This is a genomic window from uncultured Actinomyces sp. (assembly GCF_963526355.1).
In the GTDB taxonomy this organism is placed as follows: Bacteria; Actinomycetota; Actinomycetes; order Actinomycetales; family Actinomycetaceae; genus Actinomyces.
Genome location: NZ_CAUROW010000004.1, coordinates 47,990 through 70,436, shown reverse-complemented (window position 1 = coordinate 70,436; position 22,447 = coordinate 47,990). Strand labels below are relative to the sequence as shown.

The 22,447-nt window shown below is 63.8% G+C and carries 23 protein-coding genes and 2 tRNA genes; 16 read left to right on the top strand and 9 right to left on the bottom strand.

Annotated features, from left to right (window positions below):
• Nucleotides 1-39: 39 nt before the first annotated feature.
• The 8 genes from RWR81_RS02460 to rpmH form a co-directional block, all read right to left on the bottom strand.
• Entirely contained in the window at nucleotides 40-1,671 is a 1,632-nt protein-coding gene (locus RWR81_RS02460) for a ParB/RepB/Spo0J family partition protein (RefSeq protein WP_399497863.1), read from the bottom strand.
• Complete coding sequence (locus tag RWR81_RS02455; RefSeq protein ID WP_314453885.1) at nucleotides 1,671-2,573, bottom strand: ParA family protein; 903 nt, start codon at nucleotides 2,571-2,573, stop codon at nucleotides 1,671-1,673. The genes RWR81_RS02460 and RWR81_RS02455 overlap by 1 nt, the downstream gene beginning before the upstream one ends.
• A gap of 107 nt (nucleotides 2,574-2,680) precedes the next feature.
• The gene (gene rsmG, locus RWR81_RS02450) at nucleotides 2,681-3,325 is read right to left on the bottom strand and encodes a 16S rRNA (guanine(527)-N(7))-methyltransferase RsmG (RefSeq protein WP_314453881.1); all 645 of its coding nucleotides are present in this window, start codon (nucleotides 3,323-3,325) and stop codon (nucleotides 2,681-2,683) included.
• Between the two features lie 2 nt (nucleotides 3,326-3,327).
• Nucleotides 3,328-3,972 carry a R3H domain-containing nucleic acid-binding protein gene (locus RWR81_RS02445; protein ID WP_314453878.1) on the bottom strand — a complete coding sequence of 215 codons (645 nt, stop codon included), beginning with the start codon at nucleotides 3,970-3,972 and terminating at the stop codon, nucleotides 3,328-3,330.
• 54 nt (nucleotides 3,973-4,026) lie between these two features.
• Nucleotides 4,027-5,211, bottom strand: coding sequence for a membrane protein insertase YidC (gene yidC, locus RWR81_RS02440; RefSeq protein WP_314453875.1), 1,185 nt, complete (start codon nucleotides 5,209-5,211; stop codon nucleotides 4,027-4,029).
• A gap of 39 nt (nucleotides 5,212-5,250) precedes the next feature.
• A complete protein-coding gene (yidD, locus tag RWR81_RS02435) occupies nucleotides 5,251-5,592 on the bottom strand; it encodes a membrane protein insertion efficiency factor YidD (protein ID WP_314453873.1) in 342 nt (113 codons plus the stop codon).
• 34 nt (nucleotides 5,593-5,626) lie between these two features.
• A complete protein-coding gene (gene rnpA, locus RWR81_RS02430; RefSeq protein ID WP_314453871.1) occupies nucleotides 5,627-5,989 on the bottom strand; it encodes a ribonuclease P protein component in 363 nt (120 codons plus the stop codon).
• Between the two features lies 1 nt (nucleotide 5,990).
• Nucleotides 5,991-6,128 (bottom strand): 50S ribosomal protein L34, encoded by a 138-nt coding sequence (gene rpmH / locus RWR81_RS02425; RefSeq protein WP_009232709.1) that lies wholly within the window; start codon nucleotides 6,126-6,128, stop codon nucleotides 5,991-5,993.
• A gap of 577 nt (nucleotides 6,129-6,705) precedes the next feature.
• Here rpmH and dnaA point away from each other — a divergent pair.
• The 10 genes from dnaA to RWR81_RS02375 all read left to right on the top strand — a co-directional run bounded on the left by dnaA (nucleotide 6,706) and on the right by RWR81_RS02375 (nucleotide 17,931).
• Complete coding sequence (gene dnaA / locus RWR81_RS02420; RefSeq protein WP_314453868.1) at nucleotides 6,706-8,370, top strand: chromosomal replication initiator protein DnaA; 1,665 nt, start codon at nucleotides 6,706-6,708, stop codon at nucleotides 8,368-8,370.
• Between the two features lie 517 nt (nucleotides 8,371-8,887).
• Nucleotides 8,888-10,018, top strand: coding sequence for a DNA polymerase III subunit beta (gene dnaN, locus RWR81_RS02415; protein ID WP_314453864.1), 1,131 nt, complete (start codon nucleotides 8,888-8,890; stop codon nucleotides 10,016-10,018).
• Between the two features lie 13 nt (nucleotides 10,019-10,031).
• The gene (recF, locus tag RWR81_RS02410; RefSeq protein WP_314453860.1) at nucleotides 10,032-11,249 is read left to right on the top strand and encodes a DNA replication/repair protein RecF; all 1,218 of its coding nucleotides are present in this window, start codon (nucleotides 10,032-10,034) and stop codon (nucleotides 11,247-11,249) included.
• A complete protein-coding gene (locus RWR81_RS02405) occupies nucleotides 11,242-11,973 on the top strand; it encodes a DciA family protein (RefSeq protein WP_314453857.1) in 732 nt (243 codons plus the stop codon). Before recF ends, RWR81_RS02405 begins: the two co-directional genes overlap by 8 nt.
• A 305-nt stretch (nucleotides 11,974-12,278) precedes the next feature.
• Nucleotides 12,279-14,306, top strand: coding sequence for a DNA topoisomerase (ATP-hydrolyzing) subunit B (gene gyrB, locus RWR81_RS02400; protein ID WP_314453855.1), 2,028 nt, complete (start codon nucleotides 12,279-12,281; stop codon nucleotides 14,304-14,306).
• Nucleotides 14,307-14,374: 68 nt separating this feature from the next.
• Entirely contained in the window at nucleotides 14,375-17,056 is a 2,682-nt protein-coding gene (gene gyrA, locus RWR81_RS02395) for a DNA gyrase subunit A (RefSeq protein ID WP_314453852.1), read from the top strand.
• Nucleotides 17,053-17,538 (top strand): DUF3566 domain-containing protein, encoded by a 486-nt coding sequence (locus RWR81_RS02390; protein WP_314453848.1) that lies wholly within the window; start codon nucleotides 17,053-17,055, stop codon nucleotides 17,536-17,538. Before gyrA ends, RWR81_RS02390 begins: the two co-directional genes overlap by 4 nt.
• A gap of 49 nt (nucleotides 17,539-17,587) precedes the next feature.
• Nucleotides 17,588-17,661 (top strand) — tRNA-Ile (locus RWR81_RS02385).
• Between the two features lie 21 nt (nucleotides 17,662-17,682).
• Entirely contained in the window at nucleotides 17,683-17,802 is a 120-nt protein-coding gene (locus tag RWR81_RS02380; protein WP_232205954.1) for a DLW-39 family protein, read from the top strand.
• A gap of 53 nt (nucleotides 17,803-17,855) precedes the next feature.
• Nucleotides 17,856-17,931: transfer RNA gene (locus RWR81_RS02375), tRNA-Ala, on the top strand.
• A 67-nt stretch (nucleotides 17,932-17,998) separates the two neighbouring features.
• Here the strand turns inward: RWR81_RS02375 and RWR81_RS02370 are convergent.
• Entirely contained in the window at nucleotides 17,999-18,343 is a 345-nt protein-coding gene (locus RWR81_RS02370; protein ID WP_314453920.1) for a TetR/AcrR family transcriptional regulator C-terminal ligand-binding domain-containing protein, read from the bottom strand.
• 482 nt (nucleotides 18,344-18,825) lie between these two features.
• On the opposite strand from RWR81_RS02370, the gene RWR81_RS02365 reads away from it, so the two are divergent.
• The 6 genes from RWR81_RS02365 to RWR81_RS02340 all read left to right on the top strand — a co-directional run bounded on the left by RWR81_RS02365 (nucleotide 18,826) and on the right by RWR81_RS02340 (nucleotide 22,381).
• Nucleotides 18,826-19,215, top strand: a complete 390-nt coding sequence (locus RWR81_RS02365; protein WP_314453843.1) for a hypothetical protein — start codon at nucleotides 18,826-18,828, stop codon at nucleotides 19,213-19,215.
• A complete protein-coding gene (locus RWR81_RS02360) occupies nucleotides 19,212-19,415 on the top strand; it encodes a helix-turn-helix transcriptional regulator (protein WP_314453841.1) in 204 nt (67 codons plus the stop codon). Before RWR81_RS02365 ends, RWR81_RS02360 begins: the two co-directional genes overlap by 4 nt.
• 1 nt (nucleotide 19,416) lies before the next feature.
• Nucleotides 19,417-19,917 (top strand): MarR family transcriptional regulator, encoded by a 501-nt coding sequence (locus tag RWR81_RS02355; RefSeq protein WP_314453838.1) that lies wholly within the window; start codon nucleotides 19,417-19,419, stop codon nucleotides 19,915-19,917.
• Between the two features lie 135 nt (nucleotides 19,918-20,052).
• On the top strand, nucleotides 20,053-21,021 hold the full coding sequence (locus RWR81_RS02350; protein WP_314453835.1) for a zinc-binding dehydrogenase: 969 nt from the start codon (nucleotides 20,053-20,055) through the stop codon (nucleotides 21,019-21,021).
• 65 nt (nucleotides 21,022-21,086) lie between these two features.
• Entirely contained in the window at nucleotides 21,087-21,536 is a 450-nt protein-coding gene (locus RWR81_RS02345; RefSeq protein ID WP_314453832.1) for an effector binding domain-containing protein, read from the top strand.
• A complete protein-coding gene (locus RWR81_RS02340) occupies nucleotides 21,533-22,381 on the top strand; it encodes an AraC family transcriptional regulator (protein ID WP_314453829.1) in 849 nt (282 codons plus the stop codon). Before RWR81_RS02345 ends, RWR81_RS02340 begins: the two co-directional genes overlap by 4 nt.
• Nucleotides 22,382-22,447: the final 66 nt, after the last annotated feature.

The window sequence follows — 22,447 nt, the reverse complement described above, 5'->3', positions numbered from 1 at the left end:
CTGTTTCGGCCCCACCATTATTCAGAAACTTAGCGTCAACTACTCCTCGTCGAGCGATGTCCCCGGCGCCAAGGCGCCAACGATACGGGCAAGATCATCATCGCCAGCGAACTCGATGGTGATACGTCCCTTCTTCGCTCCACGTGTCACCTTGACGCGAGTATCAAAGGCATCGGAAAGCCTTGTCGAGAGAGCCGGGAGAGGAGTGCTGCGAGCTCGCAGCACTTTCGGTTGACTCGTTCTCGAGTCCGGTTCCTCGTGAAGAGCGACGAGTTCCTCCGTCGCACGAACCGACAGCCCCTCTGCCACCACGCGTTGAGCAAGCCGCTCCATTTCTGCCGCATTGGGAAGGCCCAACAGAGCACGCGCATGGCCGGCCGAGATGACATTCGCGGCAAGCCTGCGCTGTACCAGTGGCGGAAGCTTCATGAGGCGCAGCGTATTGGAGATCTGGGAACGCGAACGGGCAATCCGTTCAGACAACTCAGCATGAGTGCACTGGAAGTCCTCCAGCAACTGTTGATAGGCCGCTGCTTCCTCAAGCGGATTGAGCTGGACCCGATGAAGGTTCTCCAGCAGCGCGTCTCGCAGCATGGCGACGTCATCGGTATCCCGCACCACTGCCGGAATCGTCTCAAGGCCAGCCTCTTTAGAAGCACGCAGACGACGCTCGCCCATAATGAGCTCATAGTGCGGGTCCTCTCCCTGAGAGGTAGACACCTGCCGAACCACGATCGGCTGGAGTAACCCCACTTCCGCAATCGAGGCGGCCAGCTCGGAGATGTCCTCCTCATCGAACACCTGACGAGGCTGGCGAGGATTCGGATGAATCAAGCCCACCGGAATCTCAGCAAAGTGGGCACCAGGAACCGGAACGAGGTCGGGACCATCTGAGTCGACAGTATCGTCAACCCGACTATCGTTCCGTTCACTGGTGTGGGCTCCAGATACGATCGAGTCCCCGACGGGTTGTGCAACTTTGGAATCAGAGGACGTAACCTCTGCACCTCCCGTCTGCTTCTCCTTTGTTTCACGTGAAACAACAGAGTCCTCGAGCTTCTCAGTTTCTTCCGAGGCAGAACTGGCAACGATGTCATCGACCGCAGCTACGTTGTCATGCGTCGTTGTCTCAACCAAGATGGCCTCCGTCGCAACAACTTCAGGCTGCGGTGTTTGCTCCTTGGTCTTCAGCGCAGTAGCCGAGTCAGCATCACTCGACATCACCTTCCTAGGAGAGCGCTTCGGAGTCGTCTTATCCGCCGACTGGACACGGCTTTTCGACGTAACCTTAGATGTCCCACGTTCGAGCTTCTTCACCGTCTCATCAGCAGAATCCGACACAGTTTCACGTGAAACAGAGGTCGCCCGCTTAGTCTTCGATGCTGTCCTGGACGACGTCGAGCGCGCTGTGCGACTCTTGGAACTACGTTTCCGCTGAGATGGAGCAAGAAGAGTAGCGGCCAGATCTCGAGTGCTCTGCGACTCGTTGTTCGTAGGGTCGTTCTCCGAATCAGCGTCGGCGTGCGATGCGGGCTCCTTGTCGTGAGTCTCCGTCTCCTTCGAATCGGGAAAGAACACGTCAGAAGGACGAGGTGCCGTTGCCTTCTCCTTCTGCGTGTCCGGGATGAGTGCTTCCAGACCCCGTCCAAGTCCGCGTCGTTTCTGAGCCATCAGGCTTCCTCGCCTTCATTTTTGGGGGCGCCCCGCAGAGCAACCTCACGAGCCATTTTCTTATACGCGATCGCGCCGGAGGACCGGGGATCCCAGAACACCACTGGAGCACCAAAGGAGGGGGCTTCAGCGACACGAATTGAACGAGGCACCTTGGTATCCAACGTCGCATCAGGGAAGTAGGAGCGAACCTCGGACTCCACTTCTCGAGCCAGTGTGGTACGTCCATCAAACATGGTGAGGACAATCATGGAGACACCCAGACCCGGGTTATGGATACGAGCAATCCGGTCGATGGAACGAGTCAGTAACGCCAGTCCCTCAAGGGCGTAGTACTCGGCCTGCATAGGGATGAGGACCTCATCTGCAGCGACGAAGGCATTGATCGTCATAATGCCGAGGCTTGGCGGACAATCGATAATGACGTAGTCGAGGGACTTCTGCCCTTCGGTTTCACGTGAAACCAGGTAGTCCACCAGAGCGCGTCGCAGGCGCGATTCCCGCTCAGCGGTGGAAATAAGCTCAATCTCTACAGCAGCAACGTCGATCGTGGCCGGAACACACCACAAGGTCTCGCAGAAGCGAGTCTTGACCACCACGTCCTTGATGTCCACCCCATCAACAAGAACGTCATAGATGGAGACACTGTCATCGCCGTGCTCGACTCCCAAAGCTGTGGAGGCGTTGCCTTGCGAGTCAGCATCAACAAGAAGTACGTGTGCTCCGCCTTCAGCCAAGGCTGCGGCGAGATTGACTGCTGTCGATGTTTTCCCGACGCCACCCTTCTGGTTGGCGACCGCGATGATACGGGTCCGCTCGGGATGTGGGAACTCTCCGCCCGCTACCTCGTCAAGGGCGAGGTGCTCGGCCTGGAGCTGATCGAAGATAGACGATCCGGACAAACCTGCTTCTCCTCTGACGACAACTCGACGGCTTGAGCCAGTCGGGCAGTTACGAGTCTACGCGAGCACGTCAATCCTTACGCGCTACAGCGAACGCGCGCCGTATCTCAGCGTTTTTTCGGGCGACGAATCTCAACCACAGCAGTGGTTTCGTCACCGGGAGTAACAACCTCATGAACCACAGCAGTTGATAACTTTACCTTTTTAATAACGTACTTAGCGTCATCCACCTCAGCCTGAGCGCGCATCCCCTTGAGGGCGAGCAGCACTCCTCCTGGACGCAGAAGAGGCGAGACCAATCGTACGAGCTTGGACAGGTTCGCAACTGCGCGAGCCGTCACCACGTCATAGCGGTCCTTGACCTCTTCGGCCCGGGCTCGCCGGACAGTCACATTGTCCAGGCCCAGTTCTTCGACGACGTCAGACAGCCACTGGGTTCGACGCTCCATCGTCTCAATGAGCGTCACATCAAGATCGGGTCGCAGCAGCGCGACCACTACGCCAGGAAAACCTGCCCCGGACCCGACGTCAGACACACTTCCGCGAGCTGGAAGAAAAGGGACGATGGCAGCAGAGTTGACAATGTGTCTGCTCCACAGCCGAGGAAGCTCACGCGGCCCCACAAGGCCGCGCAGCTCACCCTCCTCAGCGAGCATCTGCGCGAAGTGCTCTGCCGCAGCGAAGGAGACCCCGAAGATCTCCCGCATCTCCGGCGTCGGATCTTCCATCTGGGCCCGCTGCTGATCACTCATGCTCAGAACCGCTCCACGGGCGGCTCATCGTCGGCTCGATCCTCACCCTGATCCGCAACCGATTCAGCACCGGACCCGCTATCCTCCTCGATATCATCAGCATCCACGTCGTCAGCCGGTAGGACGACCACGCAGCGATGCGGTTCAGCTCCCTCGGACTCGGAGACCAGACCGGCCGAGGCAACGACGTCATGGCACACCTTGCGCTCAAAAGGATTCATGGGCTCGAGTCTGACCGACCCGCCCGAAGTGAGTACCTTGGTGACCGCCTCCTGGGCGACCTTGGTGAGCTCAGCCCGACGAGCGGCACGGTAACCGTTGATATCGAGCATGAGCCGTGAACGGTTACCTGTGCGCGCCTGAACGGCAAGACGAGTCAGTTCCTGAACCGCCTCAAGGACCTCTCCGTCGCGCCCCACCAGATCAGCGAGCTCGCGCTCGTCACCCTCCTCGGAGGCGACCACGGCGATCGAGGCTCGCCCGTGGTCGATATCAATGTCAATGTCACCACCCAGGTCGGCGATGTCGAGGAGCTCTTCGAGGTAGTCGGCACCGACCTCACCCTCCTCCTCAAGGCGTGAAACAGTGTTGCTCACAGAACGGCCTGCGGGCTGGTGGGACGAGTCGTTGCTGTGCTGCTCGCTCATGATGTCATCCGTATCTTGTCGATGGGGACCGGGTCTATCACCGCTGAACGACTCTCAGCGGTTGCGATTCTTCTTGGCCTGAGCCTTGCGACGGGCAGCTGCCTGACGACGCTGACGGGCCCGGCGTTCGTAACGACGTCGAGCAATCTCCTCGTCGCTGAGCCCGACACTCTTCGAGGATGATGCGGTATCCAAGTCATCGGAGTCACCCGCGTCCTGCCCAGAAATCGAGTCGCCGACGGCGTCTGTGCGGTCCTCACTCTTGCCGCCGGCCTTCTTCTGCCGGTTCTTGCGCACCGGCTGGACCCGCTGACCGCCGGTGCGTCCCTCAGCCTCAGCCTTGGCGACCGCCTCGGCGCGTTCCTCCTCCTCCAGGGAGGGCAGGCCCTTGCGTGCCCGCTTGGCGTTGATCCGGGCACGGTACTTCTTCTCGGCCTCACTGCCGGGCGCCGGCATGTTACGGATGGTGAAGAACTGCTGGCCCATGGTCCACAGGTTGGAGATGACCCAGTAGACGAGCACACCGATCTGGAAGTTGACACCGGAGACGGCGAAGATCACCGGCATCACGTACATCATCATCCGCTGGGAGCGGATCATGGGGTTGTCGGAGTTCTTTGACTCCGCCGACATGTTCTTCATCGTCAGCTGCGCCATGGTGTACCACTGCGTCACCGACATGATGATGATCATCGCAACAGTGACGATCTTGACCTGCGTATCGTCACTGTTCATGAAGGACGAGGACAGACTGGCGCCGAAGACGCTGGAGTCCTGGACCTGTTTGGCCAGCTCCTGCGTGAGCGGTCCGATCGAGGGGCGACCGTAGGTTCCGCTCGCGACCTGACCGAGCGAGGCCAGCACCCGGAACAGGGCGAAGAAGATCGGCATCTGCACCAGGATCGGCAGGCACGAGGACATGGGATTGGTCCCGTGCTTGCGATAGAGCGCCATCATCTCTTCGTTCATGCGCTGGCGCGACTCCGGGTCCTTCTTACCCTTGTACTTGGCCTGGAGCGCCTGCATCTCCGGCTGGAGGAGCTGCATTCCACGAGACGCGCGGATCTGCTTGACGAACAGCGGCATGATGAGCAGCCGCACCACGATCGTCAGACCGATAATGGACAACACCCAGGCAATGCCGGCTCCATCAGGAAATCCGACGAAGATCAGAGCCTTGTGGATCGTAACCATGACCCAGGCCACGGCCACCTTGAGGGGCCATAGCAACGTGTCCATCCGTACTCCTTGTATGCGGTTTCTCGTGGCAGAGCAGTATCAGTGCAGGCTCTGGTCGGTGTCGCACCAACCGGTTGCGGGTATCTGCGAGGATCGGTCAGATCGTTCGACCCGGAATCGCGGAACATCACGGGGATGGTGGTAACGCCAGCATCCCTTGTCCGGGACGTGCTCCACTCCACCGGGAGTCAGCGGGTTGCATCGCAGCAGACGCCAGACAGTCAGCAGCGAGCCTTTGATCGGACCGTGAATCTCCAGTGCTGTGACGGCATAGGCGGAGCAACTGGGGTAGTAACGACATGACGCCGGAAGAACCGGTGAGATGAAGCGCTGGTAGAGGCGCACCGGAACCAGGAGCACCCGTGTGACCCAACCGCTCATCCCTCGCTCATCACCATTCAACAGAGCTCACCGCTTACTGCCCCTGGGCCTGACACTCACGGCACCGACTCAGAAGTCGATCGAGGTCCTTCCCCAAGATGCCACTGCTGGCGCCGTCGGCACCGGCGAGTCCGCGCACGACGACGCAGGAACCCGGTTCGAGCGCACCGATCCGCTGAGCCATGAGGGCCCGGACACGGCGCTTGACGCGATTACGGCGGGTAGCCAGTGGGATCTGCTTCTTGGGCACGACGACGCCGACGAGAGCTGGGGAGTGATCCCCCCTCCCGCCGGCGCGGTAGTGCACAACCAGCCTACGGTTCCCGCAACGCGTACCCCGACGGATCGCGGCGGTGAAGTCCCCACCCCGCGATAACCGGTGCGCCGCGCTGAGCACCTCAGGCGGCGAGACGAGCGCGACCCTTGCGGCGTCGCGAGGCAAGGACAGCGCGGCCCGCGCGGGTGGACATGCGCTTACGGAAGCCGTGCACCTTGGCACGATGACGGTTGTTCGGCTGGTAGGTCCGCTTGCTCACGGGCTTAACTCCTGCTTGAGGTGATCGGAACAGTGCATCGCGAGGCTCGCGGCACTGTCGCTCACGCGGCGGCCCCATGGATCGGAGCGTGATTCCGCGCGAACGTCCTCAATAGCCTACGGTTGCCCCTCTTGCCGGTCAAACGGATGCGACTGACTGTGACCGATGACGTCATCCACACTCCATCCACAGGCGAGGTGCATTCGTTTCCACCCCTGTGGGAAGCCCGCTGTCCACAGCCCTGAGGATATGTGGATGAGATGTTGAACTGGGTCTGTCGTCTCAACGGAACAGAGAATCGCTACACCTTTGTCATTCCGTGCGCTCGCACCGCGTCACTCAGGCATGATTAGTCCTAAGATTCCCAGAGTTTATCCTGAATAAAATCTGTGAGTCACTGCTCCCTGTGTCCCCAGGTGTGGACAAGGCTGTGGAGAGCCACCATGATGGGACGCCGGTCAAGACCCTCCGGTTCGCCAGGCCCGCATATCCCTGTCATGATCGACGCAGCGCCCTGGCCGACGCCGGTCGGGTTGCGATCACAGGGATCATCAACCATGCCGATCAGGAGTCCGTCGTGCCTGACGCCGCCAACACCAAATGGCTCTCCGCCCTTGAGGTGCTCTCCAGCTCCGGGGAGTTGGGTCAGGGCAAGATGTCCATGATTCGCATGACTCACCTCATCGATGTCGATGGAACGCTCGTTCTCGTCGTCGGGTCCGCCTTCGCCAAGGACATCGTCGAACAGGCACGCGGTCCAATCAGCGCTGCCGTCTCTCAGGTCTGGGGACGCCCCATGCCCATCGAGGTCACAGTCGATACCTCCTCGGAGGTCTCTCGGTCGCCCATGCCGCCTGTTGCTCCCGAGCCTGTCAACCTGGCCACGGCACCGACATCAGGACCATCTTCCGTATCGGCCACACCGGCTGCCTCCGCCACCGTGAACATGACACCTCCAACGACCGATTACGGGCATCAGCTCGATCATTCATCGGCCTACTCGGGCTCGACTCCTTCTCCGAGTTCTCCGAGACCCCGTTCTCAGATCTCCTCCTCCTCGGCCCCGTCAGCAGCATCGGGTTCTCTTCCGACCTCTTCCTCACCCGGGTTCACCAGCTCTTACAGCCCGCCACCGGGCGGATCTCAGAGCCCCACCGGACTGCTCACGCCGACGGCGGCCAATGATGTCTCTCAACTCAACCCGCGTTACACCTTCGACACCTATGTCACCGGCTCGTCCAATCGGTTCGCCCACGCCACGGCTCTGGCCGTTGCCGAGGCCCCGGCCCGTGCCTACAACCCCCTGTTCATCTACGGAGGTTCCGGCCTGGGTAAGACTCACCTACTGCACGCCATCGGTCACTACTCCCAGACACTCAACCCCGGAATCCGCGTCAAGTACGTCAACTCAGAGGTCTTCGTCTCCGACTTCATCGCCTGCGTACGCGACGGCAACCAGGACGACGGCCGTATGGAGGGTTTCAAGCGCCGCTATCGCGAAGTCGATATTCTCCTGGTCGATGACATCCAGTTTCTTCAAGGTAAAGAGTCCACCCTGGAGGAGTTCTTCCACACCTTCAACTCTCTGCACTCCTCAGGCAAGCAGGTCGTCCTCACCTCCGACCAGCCCCCCAAGGCCCTGGGCGGGCTCGACGAGCGCTTACGCTCCCGCTTCGAGTGGGGTCTGCTGGCCGATGTCCAGCCTCCGGACCTGGAGACCCGCATCGCCATCCTTTCCCGCAAAGGCACTGCTGAGGGCCTTGATCTTCCCTTCGACGTCCTGGAGTACATCGCCTCGCGCATCACCACCAACATCCGCGAGCTCGAGGGTGCACTCATTCGCGTCACGGCCTTCGCCTCACTCAACAAGCAGCCCGTCGACCAGACGCTGGCCGAGATGGTCCTCAAGGACATCATCTCCGACCCTGAGGGCCAGGAGATCACCACCTCCCTCATCATGGCGCAGACCGCCGACTACTTCGGTATCACCATCGACGACCTATGCTCGGCCAACCGCTCACGCACCATGGTCTCGGCCCGACATATCGCCATGTACCTGTGCCGCGAACTCACCGACCTCTCCCTGCCCAAGATCGGCCGGGAGTTCGGCGGACGTGATCACACCACCGTGATGAGCGCCGACAAGAAGATCCGCACCCTCATGGCCGAACGGCGCTCCACCTTCAACCAGGTCACTGAACTGACCAGCCGCATCAAACAGGCAGCTCAGTCACCCGCCTGACCCCGGTGGCCTCTGTGGACGGTGCTGAGGACGACAGGTGGAGGAGCGTGCGTGTCGCTGTGGAAGCCCAGCACCCCGACTGTGGAATGACATGAATGTCATTCAATCTCTCCACCGGACCTCTTTCTTGCTCACCAGAACCACCCACCTGTAGTTCCCCAGCAAGATCCTTGCCTTTGCAGGGAAAGACCTTGTTATCCCCAGCATCCACACGTGCTACTACACCTACAAACCTTCAACGACGAGAACGACGAAGCACGATCGACCGACGAGTCCGGTCCGGACTCCCAACGAGTGTCATTCGGGGAAACTCATGGGATGAGAATGAGTGATCGCTGGTGACGGAGGCGATTGGTACGGTCTACCGTCTACACTTCCAACCCAGGGCTGCACTCCAAGCGACGCGGTCCTTACTGACTACCTGCTGGCAACCTGCCGGTACGGCACGTCCCTGTATGGCTCAGTGGCCCCACGAAGCGCTGCCGAGCGACCTACCACGACGACGGAGGCATCTACCGTGAAGCTCAGGGTTGACCGAGACATCCTTGCCGAGGCCGTCACCTGGACTGCGCGGTCCGTACCCGCTCGTCCACCGGTACCGGTGCTGGCCGGAGTACGTCTGGAGGCCAGGGGTTCCAGCCTGGTCCTGGCCTCCTTCGACTACGAGGTCTCGGCGCACTGCGAAGTAGCAGCTGACGTCGAACAAGATGGCGTCGTTCTCGTCTCAGGACGACTCCTGGCCGACATCGCCAAGGCTCTGCCGAACAAGCCTGTTGACCTGGAGGTCGAGGGCAACAAGGTGGCCGTCTCCTGCGGGTCGGCCCACTTCTCCCTGGCGGCGATGGCGGCTGATGACTATCCAGCACTGCCGGTCATGCCTGCTGTTGCCGGTACAATTGACGCCCACGACTTGGCTCGCGCCGTCGCCCAGGTCTCGATCGCCGCCTCCCGTGATGACACTCTGCCCCTACTCACCAGCGTGCAGATAGAGGTCGAGGGCAGCTCCCTGGTGCTCATGGCCACTGACCGCTACCGCCTGGCCATGCGGGAGCTGACATGGTCACCGGCGAACACTGACTTGTCCACCACTGCGCTGCTCAAGGCGCGCACCCTGTCCGACGTCGCCAAATCACTGACCTCCTCGGGTGACGTGACCGTGGCTCTGAACAGTGGGTCGGCCGCGTCCAGCCTCATCGGCTTCGAGGCCGGTGGGAGGCGTACCACCTCCCTGCTCACTGACGGCGACTACCCACCAGTACGCCGTCTATTCCCGGAGTCCACCTCGATCCACGCCACGGTGGGCACCGATGAGCTCATGGCGGCGGTGCGCCGTGTCAGCCTCGTTGCCGATCGATCCACCCCGATCCACATGTCCTTCACCCAGGGCAACCTGGAGCTCGACGCCGGACAGGGCGACGACGCCCAGGCCACTGAGCAGCTCGTCGCCCACCTCGAGGGCGACGACATCTCCACCGCCTTCAACCCGGGCTATCTCCTTGACGGTCTGGGCGCGCTCAATCAGCCCTACGTCCGCCTCGACTTCACCCACGCCTCCAAACCGGCGGTGCTTACGGGTATGGATTCCATCGGCGGCACCGAGGACTCCACCTTCCGCTACCTGCTCATGCCGATCCGCTTCGGAGCCTGAGACTCGACGGTGCATGTACGTCTCTGACCTCTCCCTGGACGATTTTCGTTCTTACCGCAACCTGGTTCTGTCCCTGGAGCCAGGTCCCAGCGCCTTCGTGGGATCCAACGGGCAGGGCAAGACCAATCTGGTCGAAGCCATCGTTTATCTGGCGACGCTCTCCTCCCACCGGATCGGAGCCGACACCGCCCTGGTACGACGCGCGGCACCTGGCCAGAGCCAGCCGGCCGGCGCCGTTGTCCGCGCTCGGACCGTCCACGGCGAGAGACCCAGTGTCCTGGAGATCGAGATCATCGCCGGTAAGGCGAATCGGGCTCGGCTCAACCGGGGCGGCTGCCGGCCCCGGGACCTGCTCGGAGTGCTACGCGCTGTTGTCTTCGCTCCGGAGGATCTCTCCCTGGTGCGCGCAGAGCCGGGGGTGCGCCGAGCGTTCCTCGACGACCTCGTGATCACCCTGCGTCCGAGCCTGGCCGGGGTGCGCAACGAGCACGACAAGATCCTCGCCCAGCGCGCCAGCCTTTTGAAGTCCGCGCGCGCCGCCCGCTCATCAACCGCCTCCATGCTCTCCACCCTGGAGGTCTGGGACGCTCAGCTCGCCACTGCGGCTGCCCGGCTCATTGCTGCCCGGGTCGATGTCATGCGGCGTCTGCGCCCCTGGGTGGCTGCCGCCTACGAGACCGTCTCGGGCAGTTCCGGGGAGCGTTCGCGCGCCCAGCTCGCCTACCGTTCGAGCCTGCTGATTCATGAGGAGGTCCCCGAACCCGATCCTCATGACGAGGCGGCCTGGCTCGCCGGTGAGGAGACGCTTCTGGACGAGACCGCCGTCACCACACGCCTGGAGAGCGCCATGGGAGAGCTCCACGCCCGTGAGATCGATCGCGGCGCGAACCTCATCGGGGCGCACCGCGATGACCTGTCTCTATTCATCACCGGCCTGCCCGCCCGCGGATTCGCCTCGCATGGCGAGCAGTGGTCCCTGGCCCTGGCGCTGCGCCTGGCCTCCTACGACATGCTGCGCGCCGACGTCGACGCCTACGGTGGGGACGGCGAACCCGTCCTCATCCTCGATGACGTCTTCGCCTCCCTCGACGAGCAACGTCGACGTGCCCTGGCCCGCATGGTCGCCGGGGCCCAGCAGGTCCTGCTGACCGCGGCCGTTGACGACGACATTCCCGACGAGCTCGCCGGGGCCCGGTACCGGGTGGCAGACGGCGAGGTCGCCCGTGGCTGAGCGCCTCCGGCCCATAGGTGAAGGATCCACCGACGCGGACGGTGGATCCGGTCGGGGATCCAAAACGGCCCCCGGCCCCTTGCCGGACGTACTGGCCCAGCGGGCACTGACTCGGCAGCGGGCTCAGGCCTGGGAGAAGGGAGACAGCCGGGTTCCAGTCCGCAGACTGCGTGAGCCGGCCGGTGGCTCCAACGGGGTCGGTGGTGCGGAGCAGACGGCGCCTTGGGACCGGCGTCGCGAGTTGGCTCGGGCGCTGGGACAGAACCCGGACGATCCGGCCGACCGCGGCCCTGGGCTGGCTCGCGGCCGTGATCGCCCCGGCCCCACCCCTTTCGATCCCCGCACCGGACAGCGGGAACTGCATCGCATGGTGGCTGATAACGGTTGGGCCGGCAAGCTTGCGGTGGCCGGCGTCGTCGCCCGGTGGCAGACCATCGTGGGTGACCAGATCGCCGAGCACTGCGTTATCGAGTCCTTCGAGGCCAGACGCATCACCCTGCGCGCCTCATCGTCGAGCTGGGCCCAGCAGCTCCGCCTCCTCCAGCCGACCATCGAGGCCAGAATCGTCGAGGCCCTGCGTTCGGGTCCTGGAGGACGCCAGGCCGGAGGCATCAGCACCGGGGACGGCGTGGAGCTGCGGATCCTGGGCCCGGCAGGCCCGAGTTGGAAACGACGCGGTGTCGGCCTGCGCGGCGCCCGGGGGCCGCGAGATACATACGGCTAGCGGTACCATCTCCAGTGCGCAAGTCGTCGGAAAGACCCGGGACAGACACGAGACGCTGCACGGTTCGGTGACCTGCACGCAACAGAGGTGACCACGGGCACGCTCTCAACGGCCCTCAGCACAGCGGGTCGAGTAGTCATCTACGCTAGAATGCGGTGAAACCGCCCAAGGTGCGCCCAGGACCGTCCTGATGTACCCACCTACGTGTGCGCACGATCCTCCTCAGGATCGTCGTGTGAAGGGGCCGGACGGAGACATCGGACTACTGAGGTCCCGATGCGCACAGATTGAGGAGCAACTGACACGTGTCTGACCAGGACGCCACTGTGAATCATGACTACGGAGCCTCGGACATCACCGTCCTCGAAGGGCTCGAAGCGGTCCGGAAACGCCCCGGCATGTACATCGGCTCCACCGGTGAGCGCGGGCTTCACCACCTCGTCTACGAGGTCGTCGACAACTCCGTCGACGAGGCCCTGGCCGGATACTGCGACCATATCGAGGTCACCATCCTGGCCGACGGCGGCGTGCGCGTCAGTGATAACGGCCGCGGCATCCCGGTCGATGAGCACCCCACTGAGCACAGGCCCACCGTTGAGGTCGTCATGACGATCCTGCACGCCGGAGGCAAGTTCGGAGGCGGCGGCTACGCGGTCTCCGGTGGTCTGCACGGTGTGGGCATCTCGGTGGTCAACGCCCTGTCCACCCGGGTGGATACCGAGGTCCGCAGGCAGGGATTCGTATGGCGCATGTCATTCGCCGACGGCGGTCGTCCCATCACCGAGCTCATCAAGGGCGAGACCACCGAGGCCACTGGCACCACCCAGACCTTCTACCCGGACCCGAGCATCTTCGAGACGGTCGACTTCGACTACGAGACGTTGCGTCGTCGGTTCCAGCAGATGGCCTTCCTCAACAAGGGTCTGCGCATTACCCTGACCGATGAGCGCGTCGGTGTTCAGGACGCCGGTGATGAGATCACCGGTGATGACTCCGCCCCTGACGCGCCCGAGGTCGGTTTTCGTACTGACACCTACTGCTACGAGCACGGCCTGCGTGATTACGTCGCCTTCCTCAACAAGTCCAAGAAGGCCGACCTCGTCCACCCCGAGATCATCGACTTCGAGGCCGAGCAGTCCCTGGATGAGAATCGCTCCATCAGCCTGGAGATCGCGCTGCAGTGGACCAGCTCCTACTCCGAGTCGGTCCACACCTACGCCAACACGATCAACACCACCGAGGGCGGCACCCATGAGGAGGGCTTCCGTACGGCGCTGACCACCCTGGTCAACAAATACGCCCGGGACAAGGGCCTGCTCAAGGAGCGCGACGACAACCTCACCGGCGACGACATCCGCGAGGGCCTGACGGCCGTCATCTCCGTCAAGCTCTCCGAGCCCCAGTTCGAGGGCCAGACCAAGACCAAGCTCGGCAACACCGAGGCCCGCACCTTCGTCCAGCAGACCGTCTACGGACAGCTCGGTGACTGGCTGGACTCCCACCCGAGCGACGCCCGTGCCATCATCACCAAAGCATCCCAGGCCGCCGCCGCGCGCCTGGCCGCCCGCAAGGCCCGCGAGGCCACCCGTCGTAAGGGCGTCCTGGAGTCCGCCTCCATGCCCGGCAAGCTGCGAGACTGTTCCTCGAAGAACGCCGCGGACTCCGAGATCTTCATCGTCGAGGGTGACTCGGCCGGTGGCTCCGCCGTCGGCGGCCGCGACCCCGAGCACCAGGCGATCATGCCGATTCGCGGCAAGATCCTCAACGTGGAGAAGGCGCGCCTGGACCGGGCCCTGTCCTCCGACACGATCCGCAGCCTCATCACCGCCTTCGGCACCGGCATCGGCGAGGACTTCGACATCACCAAGCTGCGCTACGGCAAGATCGTCATCATGGCCGACGCCGACGTCGACGGCCAGCACATCGCCACCCTCCTGCTGACCCTCCTGTTCCGTTACATGCGTCCGCTCATCGAGCACGGCCACACCTACATCGCCATGCCGCCGCTTTACCGGCTCAAGTGGTCCAACGCCGAGCACGAGTTCGCGTACTCCGACGCCGAGCGTGACAAGCTGCTGGCCGCCGGCCAGGAGAAGGGCCACCGTCTGCCCAAGGACGGTGGGATCCAGCGCTACAAGGGGCTGGGCGAAATGAATGACCACGAGCTGTGGGAGACCACGATGGACCCCACGACCCGCATTCTCAAGCAGGTCACGCTCGATGAGGCCGCCGATGCCGACGAGACCTTCGCAATCCTCATGGGCGACGACGTAGAGCAGCGGCGCTCCTTCATCCAGCGCAACGCCTCCGACGTCCGCTTCCTGGACATCTGAGCAGCACCGAGCGACACGTGAACCGCCGGCCTGTTTCCGGCGACATCCTCTGAACACGAAGGAATCCTGTGAGCGACGAAGTTGAAGAGATCACCGGCGACGAGGGGCAGACGGACGTCGTCACCTCCGAGCGCATCCAGCCGGTCGACCTCCAGATGGAGATGCAGCGCTCCTACCTCGACTACGCGATGAGCGTCATCGTGGGCCGGGCCCTGCCCGACGTGCGTGACGGGCTCAAACCGGTCCACCGCCGCGTCCTGTACGCCATGTACGACGGCGGCTACCGCCCCACCGCCTCCTTCTCCAAGTCCTCGCGCATCGTCGGCGACGTCATGGGGACCTACCACCCCCACGGCGACAGCGCCATCTACGACGCCCTGGCCCGTCTGGTCCAGTGGTGGTCGCTGCGCTATCCGCTGGTGGCCGGCCAGGGGAACTTCGGCACACCCGGCAATCTGGGGCCCGCCGCCCCCCGGTACACCGAGTGCAAGATGGCGCCCCTGGCCATGGAGATGCTCCGGGACATCGACGAGGACAGCGTCGACTTCCAGGACAACTACGACGGACGCAACCAGGAGCCGGTCATCCTGCCGGCGCGGTTCCCCAACCTCCTGGTCAACGGCTCCGAGGGCATCGCCGTCGGCATGGCCACCCGCATCCCGCCGCACAACCTGCGCGAGATCGCCCGTGGTGCCCAGTGGTACCTCGAGCATCCCGACGCCTCCCGTGAGGAGCTTCTCGACGCCCTCATCGAGAGGATCCCCGGACCCGACTTCCCCACTGGCGCCACCATCCTGGGCCGGCGGGGCATTGAGGACGCCTACCGCACCGGCCGCGGCTCCATCACCCAGCGGGCCGTGGTCAACGTCGAGGAGATCCAGGGCCGCCAGTGCCTGGTGGTCACCGAGCTGCCCTACCAGGTCAACCCCGACAACCTGGCCGACAAGATCGCCCAGCTCGTGCGCGACGGCCAGGTCACCGGCATCGCCGACATCCGCGACGAGACCTCCGGGCGCACCGGCCAGCGACTCGTCATCGTCCTCAAGCGCGACGCCGTCGCCAAGGTGGTCCTCAACAACCTCTACAAGCGCACCCAGCTTCAGGACAACTTCCCGGCCAACATGCTCGCCCTGGTCGACGGGGTGCCGCGCACCCTGAGCCTGGACGGATTCGTGCGCCACTGGGTGAGTCACCAGATCGACGTCATCGTGCGCCGCTCCCGCTTCCGTCTGCGCAAGGCCGAGGAGCGCCTCCACATCCTTGAGGGCCTGCTCAAGGCGATCGACGCCCTCGACGCCGTCATCGCTCTCATTCGCCGCTCGCCCACTACCGAGGAGGCCCGCACCGGTCTCATGGGCCTGCTCGACGTCGACGAGGCCCAGGCCGAGGCCATCCTCTCCCTCCAGCTGCGCCGTCTGGCCGCCCTGGAGCGCCTCAAGATCCAGCAGGAGTCCGAGGAGCTGCGGGCCCGGGTCAAGGATCTGCGCGAGATCATCGCCTCCCCGGAGCGTCAACGAAGCATCGTCTCCGACGAGCTCGCCGAGATCGTCGAGAAGTACGGGGATGAGCGTCGCACTCGGATCGTTCCTTTCGACGGCGAGATGAGCATGGAGGACCTCATCCCCGAGGAGGACGTGGTCGTCACCATCACCCGCTCTGGCTACGCCAAGCGCACCCGCACCGACTCCTACCGCTCCCAGCACCGCGGCGGCAAGGGCATCCGCGGCGCCACGCTGCGCGAGGACGATGTCGTCGACCACTTCTTCGTCACGACGACTCACCGCTGGCTGCTGTTCTTCACCAACTACGGCCGCGTCTACCGGGCCAAGGGCTATGAGCTGCCCGAGGGCGGACGCGACTCCAAGGGCCAGCACGTGGCCAACCTCCTGGCCTTCCAACCGGGTGAGGAGATCGCCCAGGTCATGGAGCTTCAGGACTACGACCAGGCCGACTTCCTGGTCCTGGCCACCCGCCGCGGCCTGGTGAAGAAGACGCGCCTGAGCGAGTACAACTCCAACCGCTCCGGCGGCGTCATCGCCATCAACCTGCGTCAGGACGAGGACGGCAACTATGACGAGCTCGTCTCCGCCAGGCTCTTGAGCAAGGGACAGGACCTCCTCCTGGTCTCCCACGCCGGTCAGTCGCTGCGCTTCCACGCCGATGATGACACCCTGCGCCCCACGGGCCGGGCCACCAGCGGTGTCACCGGCATGCGATTCCGTCCCGGCGACTACCTGCTGGCCATGGACGTCGTCGATCCCTCCTGGCAGGACGCCGACCTGTTCGTCGTCACCGAGGGCGGCTATGCCAAGCGCACCAACGTCATCGACTATCCGGTCAAGGGCCGTGGTGGCCTCGGCGTCAAGGTCGCCAACCTCGTTGAGGCGAGGGGCAACCTCGTGGGCGCCCTGGTGACCGACTCCGGTGATGAGGTCCTGTGCATCATGGCCTCGGGCAAGGTGGTCCGCTCCGCCGTCGGTGAGGTCTCGCGTACGGGACGAACCACCCAGGGCGTGACTTTCGCCAAGCCCGACACCGGAGACCGCATCATCGCGGTGGCCCGCAACACCGAGCGGGACATGGAGAAGGCGGTTGACGCGGCTGACAGCCCCGCTGAAGCCGTCGCCGAGAACTCCGTCGACGGCGGTGCGGAAGGTCGCGCACCAGAAGGTGAGACTGATGACTCTCCTGCAGACTCAGTGGCTGACACGGTAGCGTTGGAAGACAACGAGAGTGAGGTCGAAGCATGAGCCAGCCGGTTCCCATGTCCCCCGACAGCGGGCAGTCCGCAGGTGCCGCATCCATCGTGAGCGGCACAGGTGCGTCGGGCGGCAAGAGCAGTAAGAGCAAGAAGACTATTGCCGGGCCGCGCCGTGTGCGCCTGGCGCTGACTCGGGTGGACCCCTGGTCAGTGCTGAAGGCGAGCTTCCTGCTCAGCTTCGCGGGCGGCATTATGCTGATCGTCGCCACAGCCATCGTGTGGTTCATGCTGGACCGTATGCATGTTTTCGCCACCATTGAGGGCCTGGTCAAGACAGTGGCCGGCGAGAGGTCCAACACCTTCTCCGCGATCGTGGCCTACCTCGAGCTACCACGAGCCCTGGCTGTCTCCACGATCATCGCCGTTGTCGATATGGTGCTGGTGACAGCACTGAGCACTCTCGGCGCCTTTCTTTACAACATCACTGCCGCTCTTGTCGGTGGGATCCATCTCACGCTTGCGGATGAGTGATCGGATTTGGTCTCCCGTGGCCAGGTAGGTTAACCTCTTCCGGTCGCAAGGGCCTATAGCTCAGTCGGTTAGAGCGCATCCCTGATAAGGATGAGGTCGCTGGTTCGAGTCCAGCTAGGCCCACGGCAACTTTGGAGGGAGACCATGAAGAAGTTTCTGTTCGTACTGACGGCTGCAGCTGTCGGGTATGTCGCATGGATCGAGATTCAGAAGAAGGGTCAAGATCGGGCTGTTTGGCAGGAAGTCACGGACCCGGTGGACTGACGAGCCCGCATGGTCGGGCTGCCGATGAGGGGCCGACGCTCCCACGGCCATTCGGGGCTATGGCGCAATTGGTAGCGCACCTGCTTTGCAAGCAGGGGGTTACGGGTTCGAGTCCCGTTGGCTCCACCATCTTCTTCCTCATATTCTCCGTTCCCCGAGACGAACCATTGATAATGGTTGATCTCGGGGAACGTGTTTAGTGCCGTTGTATTGAAGAAGAATCGGGACGTGGAAGCCGACAACCTGCAATGGTGAAGGCCTCTTCCAATGTTGGTGTATGTCCCAGGTAGTTGTGCCGGTACAGGCTGGTTCCGATCATCATGTCCACGCTCGTCTCCGCGTCCGGACCCTCCCAGGAGGCCTGCTCAATAGCCCGCCGGACGGTATCGATCGCAGCGTCGCGCAGGGGGCTGATCACTCGTTCTCGGTAGAGACGGGCGGTCTCGGGACGGTTGACGAGGTCGAGGGCCAGCTGCGGCAAGGTACCGGTCAGGGGTGAGTTGACGAGTAGCGTGTGTGTACGGACAACGATCTGGGCCAGGTCGTTGAGTGGATCGTCGCTGATGACGGCTTCCCGGTCCCCCAGGGCATCATCGACAGCGGCGACGGCGAGATCCGTCAGCGAGGGCCATCGCCGGTAGATCGTCGACTGCGGTGCTCTACGGCTACGGCATGCACACCTTCAGCCACCTGGTCACAGCGGCCCTTGCCGGTGCTACACCCCGGGATCGGCGACGGCGTTAACAGTCGTCCTTCCCTTCTGGATCTTCGCGAGACGGACGTTGCGAGTTCACGGGGTCGAGGTGCGTCCCCATCGATGGGTGATTCCCGTTTTCCCGCTCGCCGCAAGCAGTGTTCTCGGCAGTGCGTACCTGGTGACGAAACAAAGGGCGGGAGAACGCCGTCAATAGGAAAGTAACCTTGACTGAATGACGGGGTTACTTTACAATTTTGGTTGTGCCACGGTTGACTCAACTGATAACCGGTAGCCGATCCGCTTCTCTCCATCGACGGAAGGTAGCCATGACCATTGAGCGTAAGGCGGGTGTCGCTTACTCCATCCGATTCGGCATCGGTGCTGCTCTCTACTCCGTCGGAGTTCTGATCGGCCTGCGGTGGGCGCGATCCATGGAAGACAACCCGTGGCGCTTCGCCGTCGTTCTGCTTCCCATGGTTGGCGTTGCCGTGTGTGTGTGGGCCATGATGAGAATGTCTCAGGAGCTGGACGAGATGCAGGCGCGCAAGATGCTGGAGGCACTCGTCATCTCCGCAGCAGGAACGGTGATCGTCTCGATGGCATACGGCTTCATGGAGGAAGTTGGGGCGCCTCATGCCAGTCTCATATGGGTCAGCGCCATATGGGCCTTCTTCTTTGGTGCCGGGATGCTGTGGTCCACTTGGCGGTACCGGTGAGGAATGATCTCAAGGTGCTGCGCGCCCAGCGCAGCTGGACTCAGGCCCGGCTCGCCGAGGAGCTGGGGGTTTCCCGCCAGACGGTCAACGCCCTGGAGGCCGAGCGCTACGACCCCTCCCTGCCCCTGGCCTTCGCCATCGCGCGCGTCTTCGGCCTGACCATCGAGGAGATCTTCTTCCCCGATGACGAGGCCTCCTAGGATGATTACCGTGAGCCGCATCGTGGACATTCCTCCCCCGAGGCGGGGGCGTCGTGAGCTCGCTGAGGACACCAGGGTGCGCCTGGGCCTGCACATCAAGACGGCGGAGCAGGCCATGATGGCCGCTAAGACGGAGGCCCTGAGGAGCTTCGGCCTCACGGTGGCCCAGTACGCCGCCATGCTCTCCCTGTACTATGTGCCCGAGCAGTCCTCGGCCCAGCTGGCCAGGGCCGCCGCGGTCACCCCGCAGACGATGGCCACCGTCATCGCCAAGCTGGAGCGGAAGCGACTCGTCACCCGCCGCCCCTCCTCCGACCACGCCAAAGTCCTCATCGCCTCACTGACCCCCGAAGGCGAGGCTCTGGTTCTGCATGCCGATGAGGGCGCGCGGCGCATTGAACAGTGCATGGCGGAGGCATTCTCCGTGAAGGAGCGCGAGCAGCTCACTGAGATGCTTGAGCGGGTCACCGCAGTCCTGCGGGGCGATCTCAGTGCCGACTAGCGGCGAGTCATCGCCGATCACTGCTTTCGCGGGCGCGAGATCACACTGTCTCCACGGATCACGGCGGATGCCGCCTCGTCTTGAGTATCAGAGATCTGATACAGTGTTGATCACTGATATAGAAAGGTGTCTCAGATGAAGGCCATGCAGATCGTCAGTTTCGACGGCCCCTCGGGGCTGTGCTTCCAGGACGCCCCCACTCCCGAGCCCGGACCCGGCCAGATCGCCGTGGACGTGGACTATGCGGGTGTCGGTTACGTCGAGGCGCTCTTCGCCGAAGGTTTCGTCCCCATCGACCTGCCCTGGACTCCTGGGCTGGAGGTGACCGGTCGTGTGCGTGCCCTCGGCGAAGGAGTGAACGGATACCGGCTCGGGGACGCCGTCGTCGCCCTGACCATCACCGGGGGCGGAGGCTACGGGCAGGTGGCCGTGGCGCCCGCCGAGCTCGTCACGCCGCTGCCGGAGGGACTCGATCCGGTCCTGGCCGCTGCCGTTCCCGCCAACTCGACGACGGCGCTCGTCGCCCTGGAGGAGATCGCCCGCCTGCGCCGCGGTGAGAGTGTGCTGGTCCATGCCGCCGCCGGTGGCCTCGGCTCGCAGATGGGGCAGGTGGCCCGGCTGCTCGGGGCGGGCCGCGTCGTCGGCGTGACCCGCAGCGAGGCCAAGCGCCAGGAGATCCTGGACCTGGGTTATGATGAGGCCTGGCTGACCGAGGACCTCGCCGACGCCGAACCCGCCCAGTTCGACGTCATCGCCGACCCGGTGGCCGGTCCGGCCAGACTGCGCAGCCTCGATCTGCTGCGCACAGGAGGACGGCTCCTGGTGCTGGGCGATGCCTCCCAGGCGGAGGATCAGCGGGTGAGCACCACGTCGCTGTGGCTGCGAGGCATCGGTGTCATCGGCTTCAACCTCGGGGCATTCAGCCGGGTGGACCCGGCGCTCGTTGGTCGCCACCTGAGGCGTGCGGTGGAGCTCGTGGCGGCCGGAGAGCTCAGCGTCCATGTCACCGACCGAGTTCCGATTCAGGACGCCGCGCAGGCGGTTACCGCCGTCCGCTCAGGCTCTACCACCGGCAAGATCGTCCTGACCCACGCAGACCACTGACGGCCTCTCCAAGTCCGCAAGAATCGTCGGTGAACTCCGGGCGCCATGTGCGCATCATGGTGCGCATGAGAGAAATGATCGAGTCCTTCTACGTCGTCGGCCTGCCTCTTCGGACATCGAACCGCGAGGCGGCCCGTAGCATTCCCCCTCACTGGCGGGCCGCTGCTGACGCCGGGCTCCTCGAGCCGGGAGAACCGGGCGTCGGCTCTGGCATCTACGCGGTCTACACCGACTACGAGACTCCTGGAGACGATGTCGACGGCGTCTACACCCTCATCATCGGCAGACGCATCGAGGCCGGAAGCCCGGTTCCCCCGGGCCAGGTGGTTGTGACGATCCCGGCCTCCACTCACGAAGTCGTCACGGTGGTCAACGCCCGCCCGGAGAGCGTCTACGAGGCGTGGGCGGGTATCTGGGCACGTGACGACCTGGCCCGCGACTACCGTGCCGACTACGAGTACTACGCCCCTGACGGCTCGACCCACCTGTCCATCGGAATCCGGCCCGACCGATGAGGGCGGATCAGTACCAGCGCCACCTCGACGCCGTCACCGACTACATCTACGCCCATCTCGACGACGATCTCAGCCTGGAGACTCTCGCGCACGTCTCCGGGTTCTCCCGCTTCCACTGGCATCGCATCTACCGGGCGGTACGCGGGGAGACGACCGCTCAGACCGTGCGCCGGCTCCGCCTGGAGCGGGCGGCCGCCATGCTCAGGGAGACCTCATGGCCGGTGGAACGAATCGCCCGGAAAGCCGGATTCACCGGTAGTGAGGTCTTCAGCCGATCCTTCCTCCGCTCCTACGGGACGACTCCAAGCCAATTCCGCACTGGCCAGCGCCCGGCGTCGACCGACTCAGCGTTGACGAGCAGCGGTTCAGGCTCGACGTCGTCGGTGAGAGAGGTCCCGGGATGGCCGGTGCGCGTGGAGGCGCGGTGCGGCTATCGACTTGCTGCATCCGAGCATCGCGGGGCGTATATGGATATCGGCCGGGCATTCAGTCGAGTCAAAGACCGTATGGGAGCCGGGAGCCCGATGGTCGCCATCTATGAGGACGATCCCGACGCCGTTCCCCGGGCCGATCTGCGCTCGGCGGCTGGAACCGTCGCCGATCCCGGCACGAAGATCCCCCACGACCTCGTCGAGAGGACAGTGCCGGCCGGCCGGTACGCGATCATGCGCTACATCGGTCCGTACTCCTCGATGCACGCCGCCTACCTGTGGCTCTACGGTCAGTGGCTGCCGAACTCGGGCGAGGAGCCGCGAGACCATCCGATCATCGAGGAGTACCTCACCGATCCGGCTACCACCCCGCCTGTCCGCGCGGTTACCGACATCCTCCTGCCGCTCCTGTGAGATTTCTGGTCCGATGCTTCGTGCAGATGGGCTGCCGACGCCGAAGCATCCGCAGCCCATCAGGCG

Excerpts from the sequence above, each read along its gene's own strand:
- RWR81_RS02390 (WP_314453848.1), top strand. The coding sequence starts at position 17,053 with ATGAGCCAGCCGGTTCCCATGTCCCCCGACAGCGGGCAGTCCGCAGGT.
- RWR81_RS02340 (WP_314453829.1), top strand. The coding sequence starts at position 21,533 with ATGAGGGCGGATCAGTACCAGCGCCACCTCGACGCCGTCACCGACTAC.
- RWR81_RS02355 (WP_314453838.1), top strand. The coding sequence starts at position 19,417 with ATGATTACCGTGAGCCGCATCGTGGACATTCCTCCCCCGAGGCGGGGG.
- RWR81_RS02345 (WP_314453832.1), top strand. The coding sequence starts at position 21,087 with ATGAGAGAAATGATCGAGTCCTTCTACGTCGTCGGCCTGCCTCTTCGG.
- RWR81_RS02445 (WP_314453878.1), bottom strand. The coding sequence starts at position 3,972 with ATGAGCGAGCAGCACAGCAACGACTCGTCCCACCAGCCCGCAGGCCGT.
- recF (WP_314453860.1), top strand. The coding sequence starts at position 10,032 with ATGTACGTCTCTGACCTCTCCCTGGACGATTTTCGTTCTTACCGCAAC.
- RWR81_RS02380 (WP_232205954.1), top strand. The coding sequence starts at position 17,683 with ATGAAGAAGTTTCTGTTCGTACTGACGGCTGCAGCTGTCGGGTATGTC.
- rsmG (WP_314453881.1), bottom strand. The coding sequence starts at position 3,325 with ATGAGTGATCAGCAGCGGGCCCAGATGGAAGATCCGACGCCGGAGATG.
- RWR81_RS02365 (WP_314453843.1), top strand. The coding sequence starts at position 18,826 with ATGACCATTGAGCGTAAGGCGGGTGTCGCTTACTCCATCCGATTCGGC.
- RWR81_RS02460 (WP_399497863.1), bottom strand. The coding sequence starts at position 1,671 with ATGGCTCAGAAACGACGCGGACTTGGACGGGGTCTGGAAGCACTCATC.
- yidD (WP_314453873.1), bottom strand. The coding sequence starts at position 5,592 with ATGAGCGGTTGGGTCACACGGGTGCTCCTGGTTCCGGTGCGCCTCTAC.
- yidC (WP_314453875.1), bottom strand. The coding sequence starts at position 5,211 with ATGGACACGTTGCTATGGCCCCTCAAGGTGGCCGTGGCCTGGGTCATG.
- RWR81_RS02350 (WP_314453835.1), top strand. The coding sequence starts at position 20,053 with ATGAAGGCCATGCAGATCGTCAGTTTCGACGGCCCCTCGGGGCTGTGC.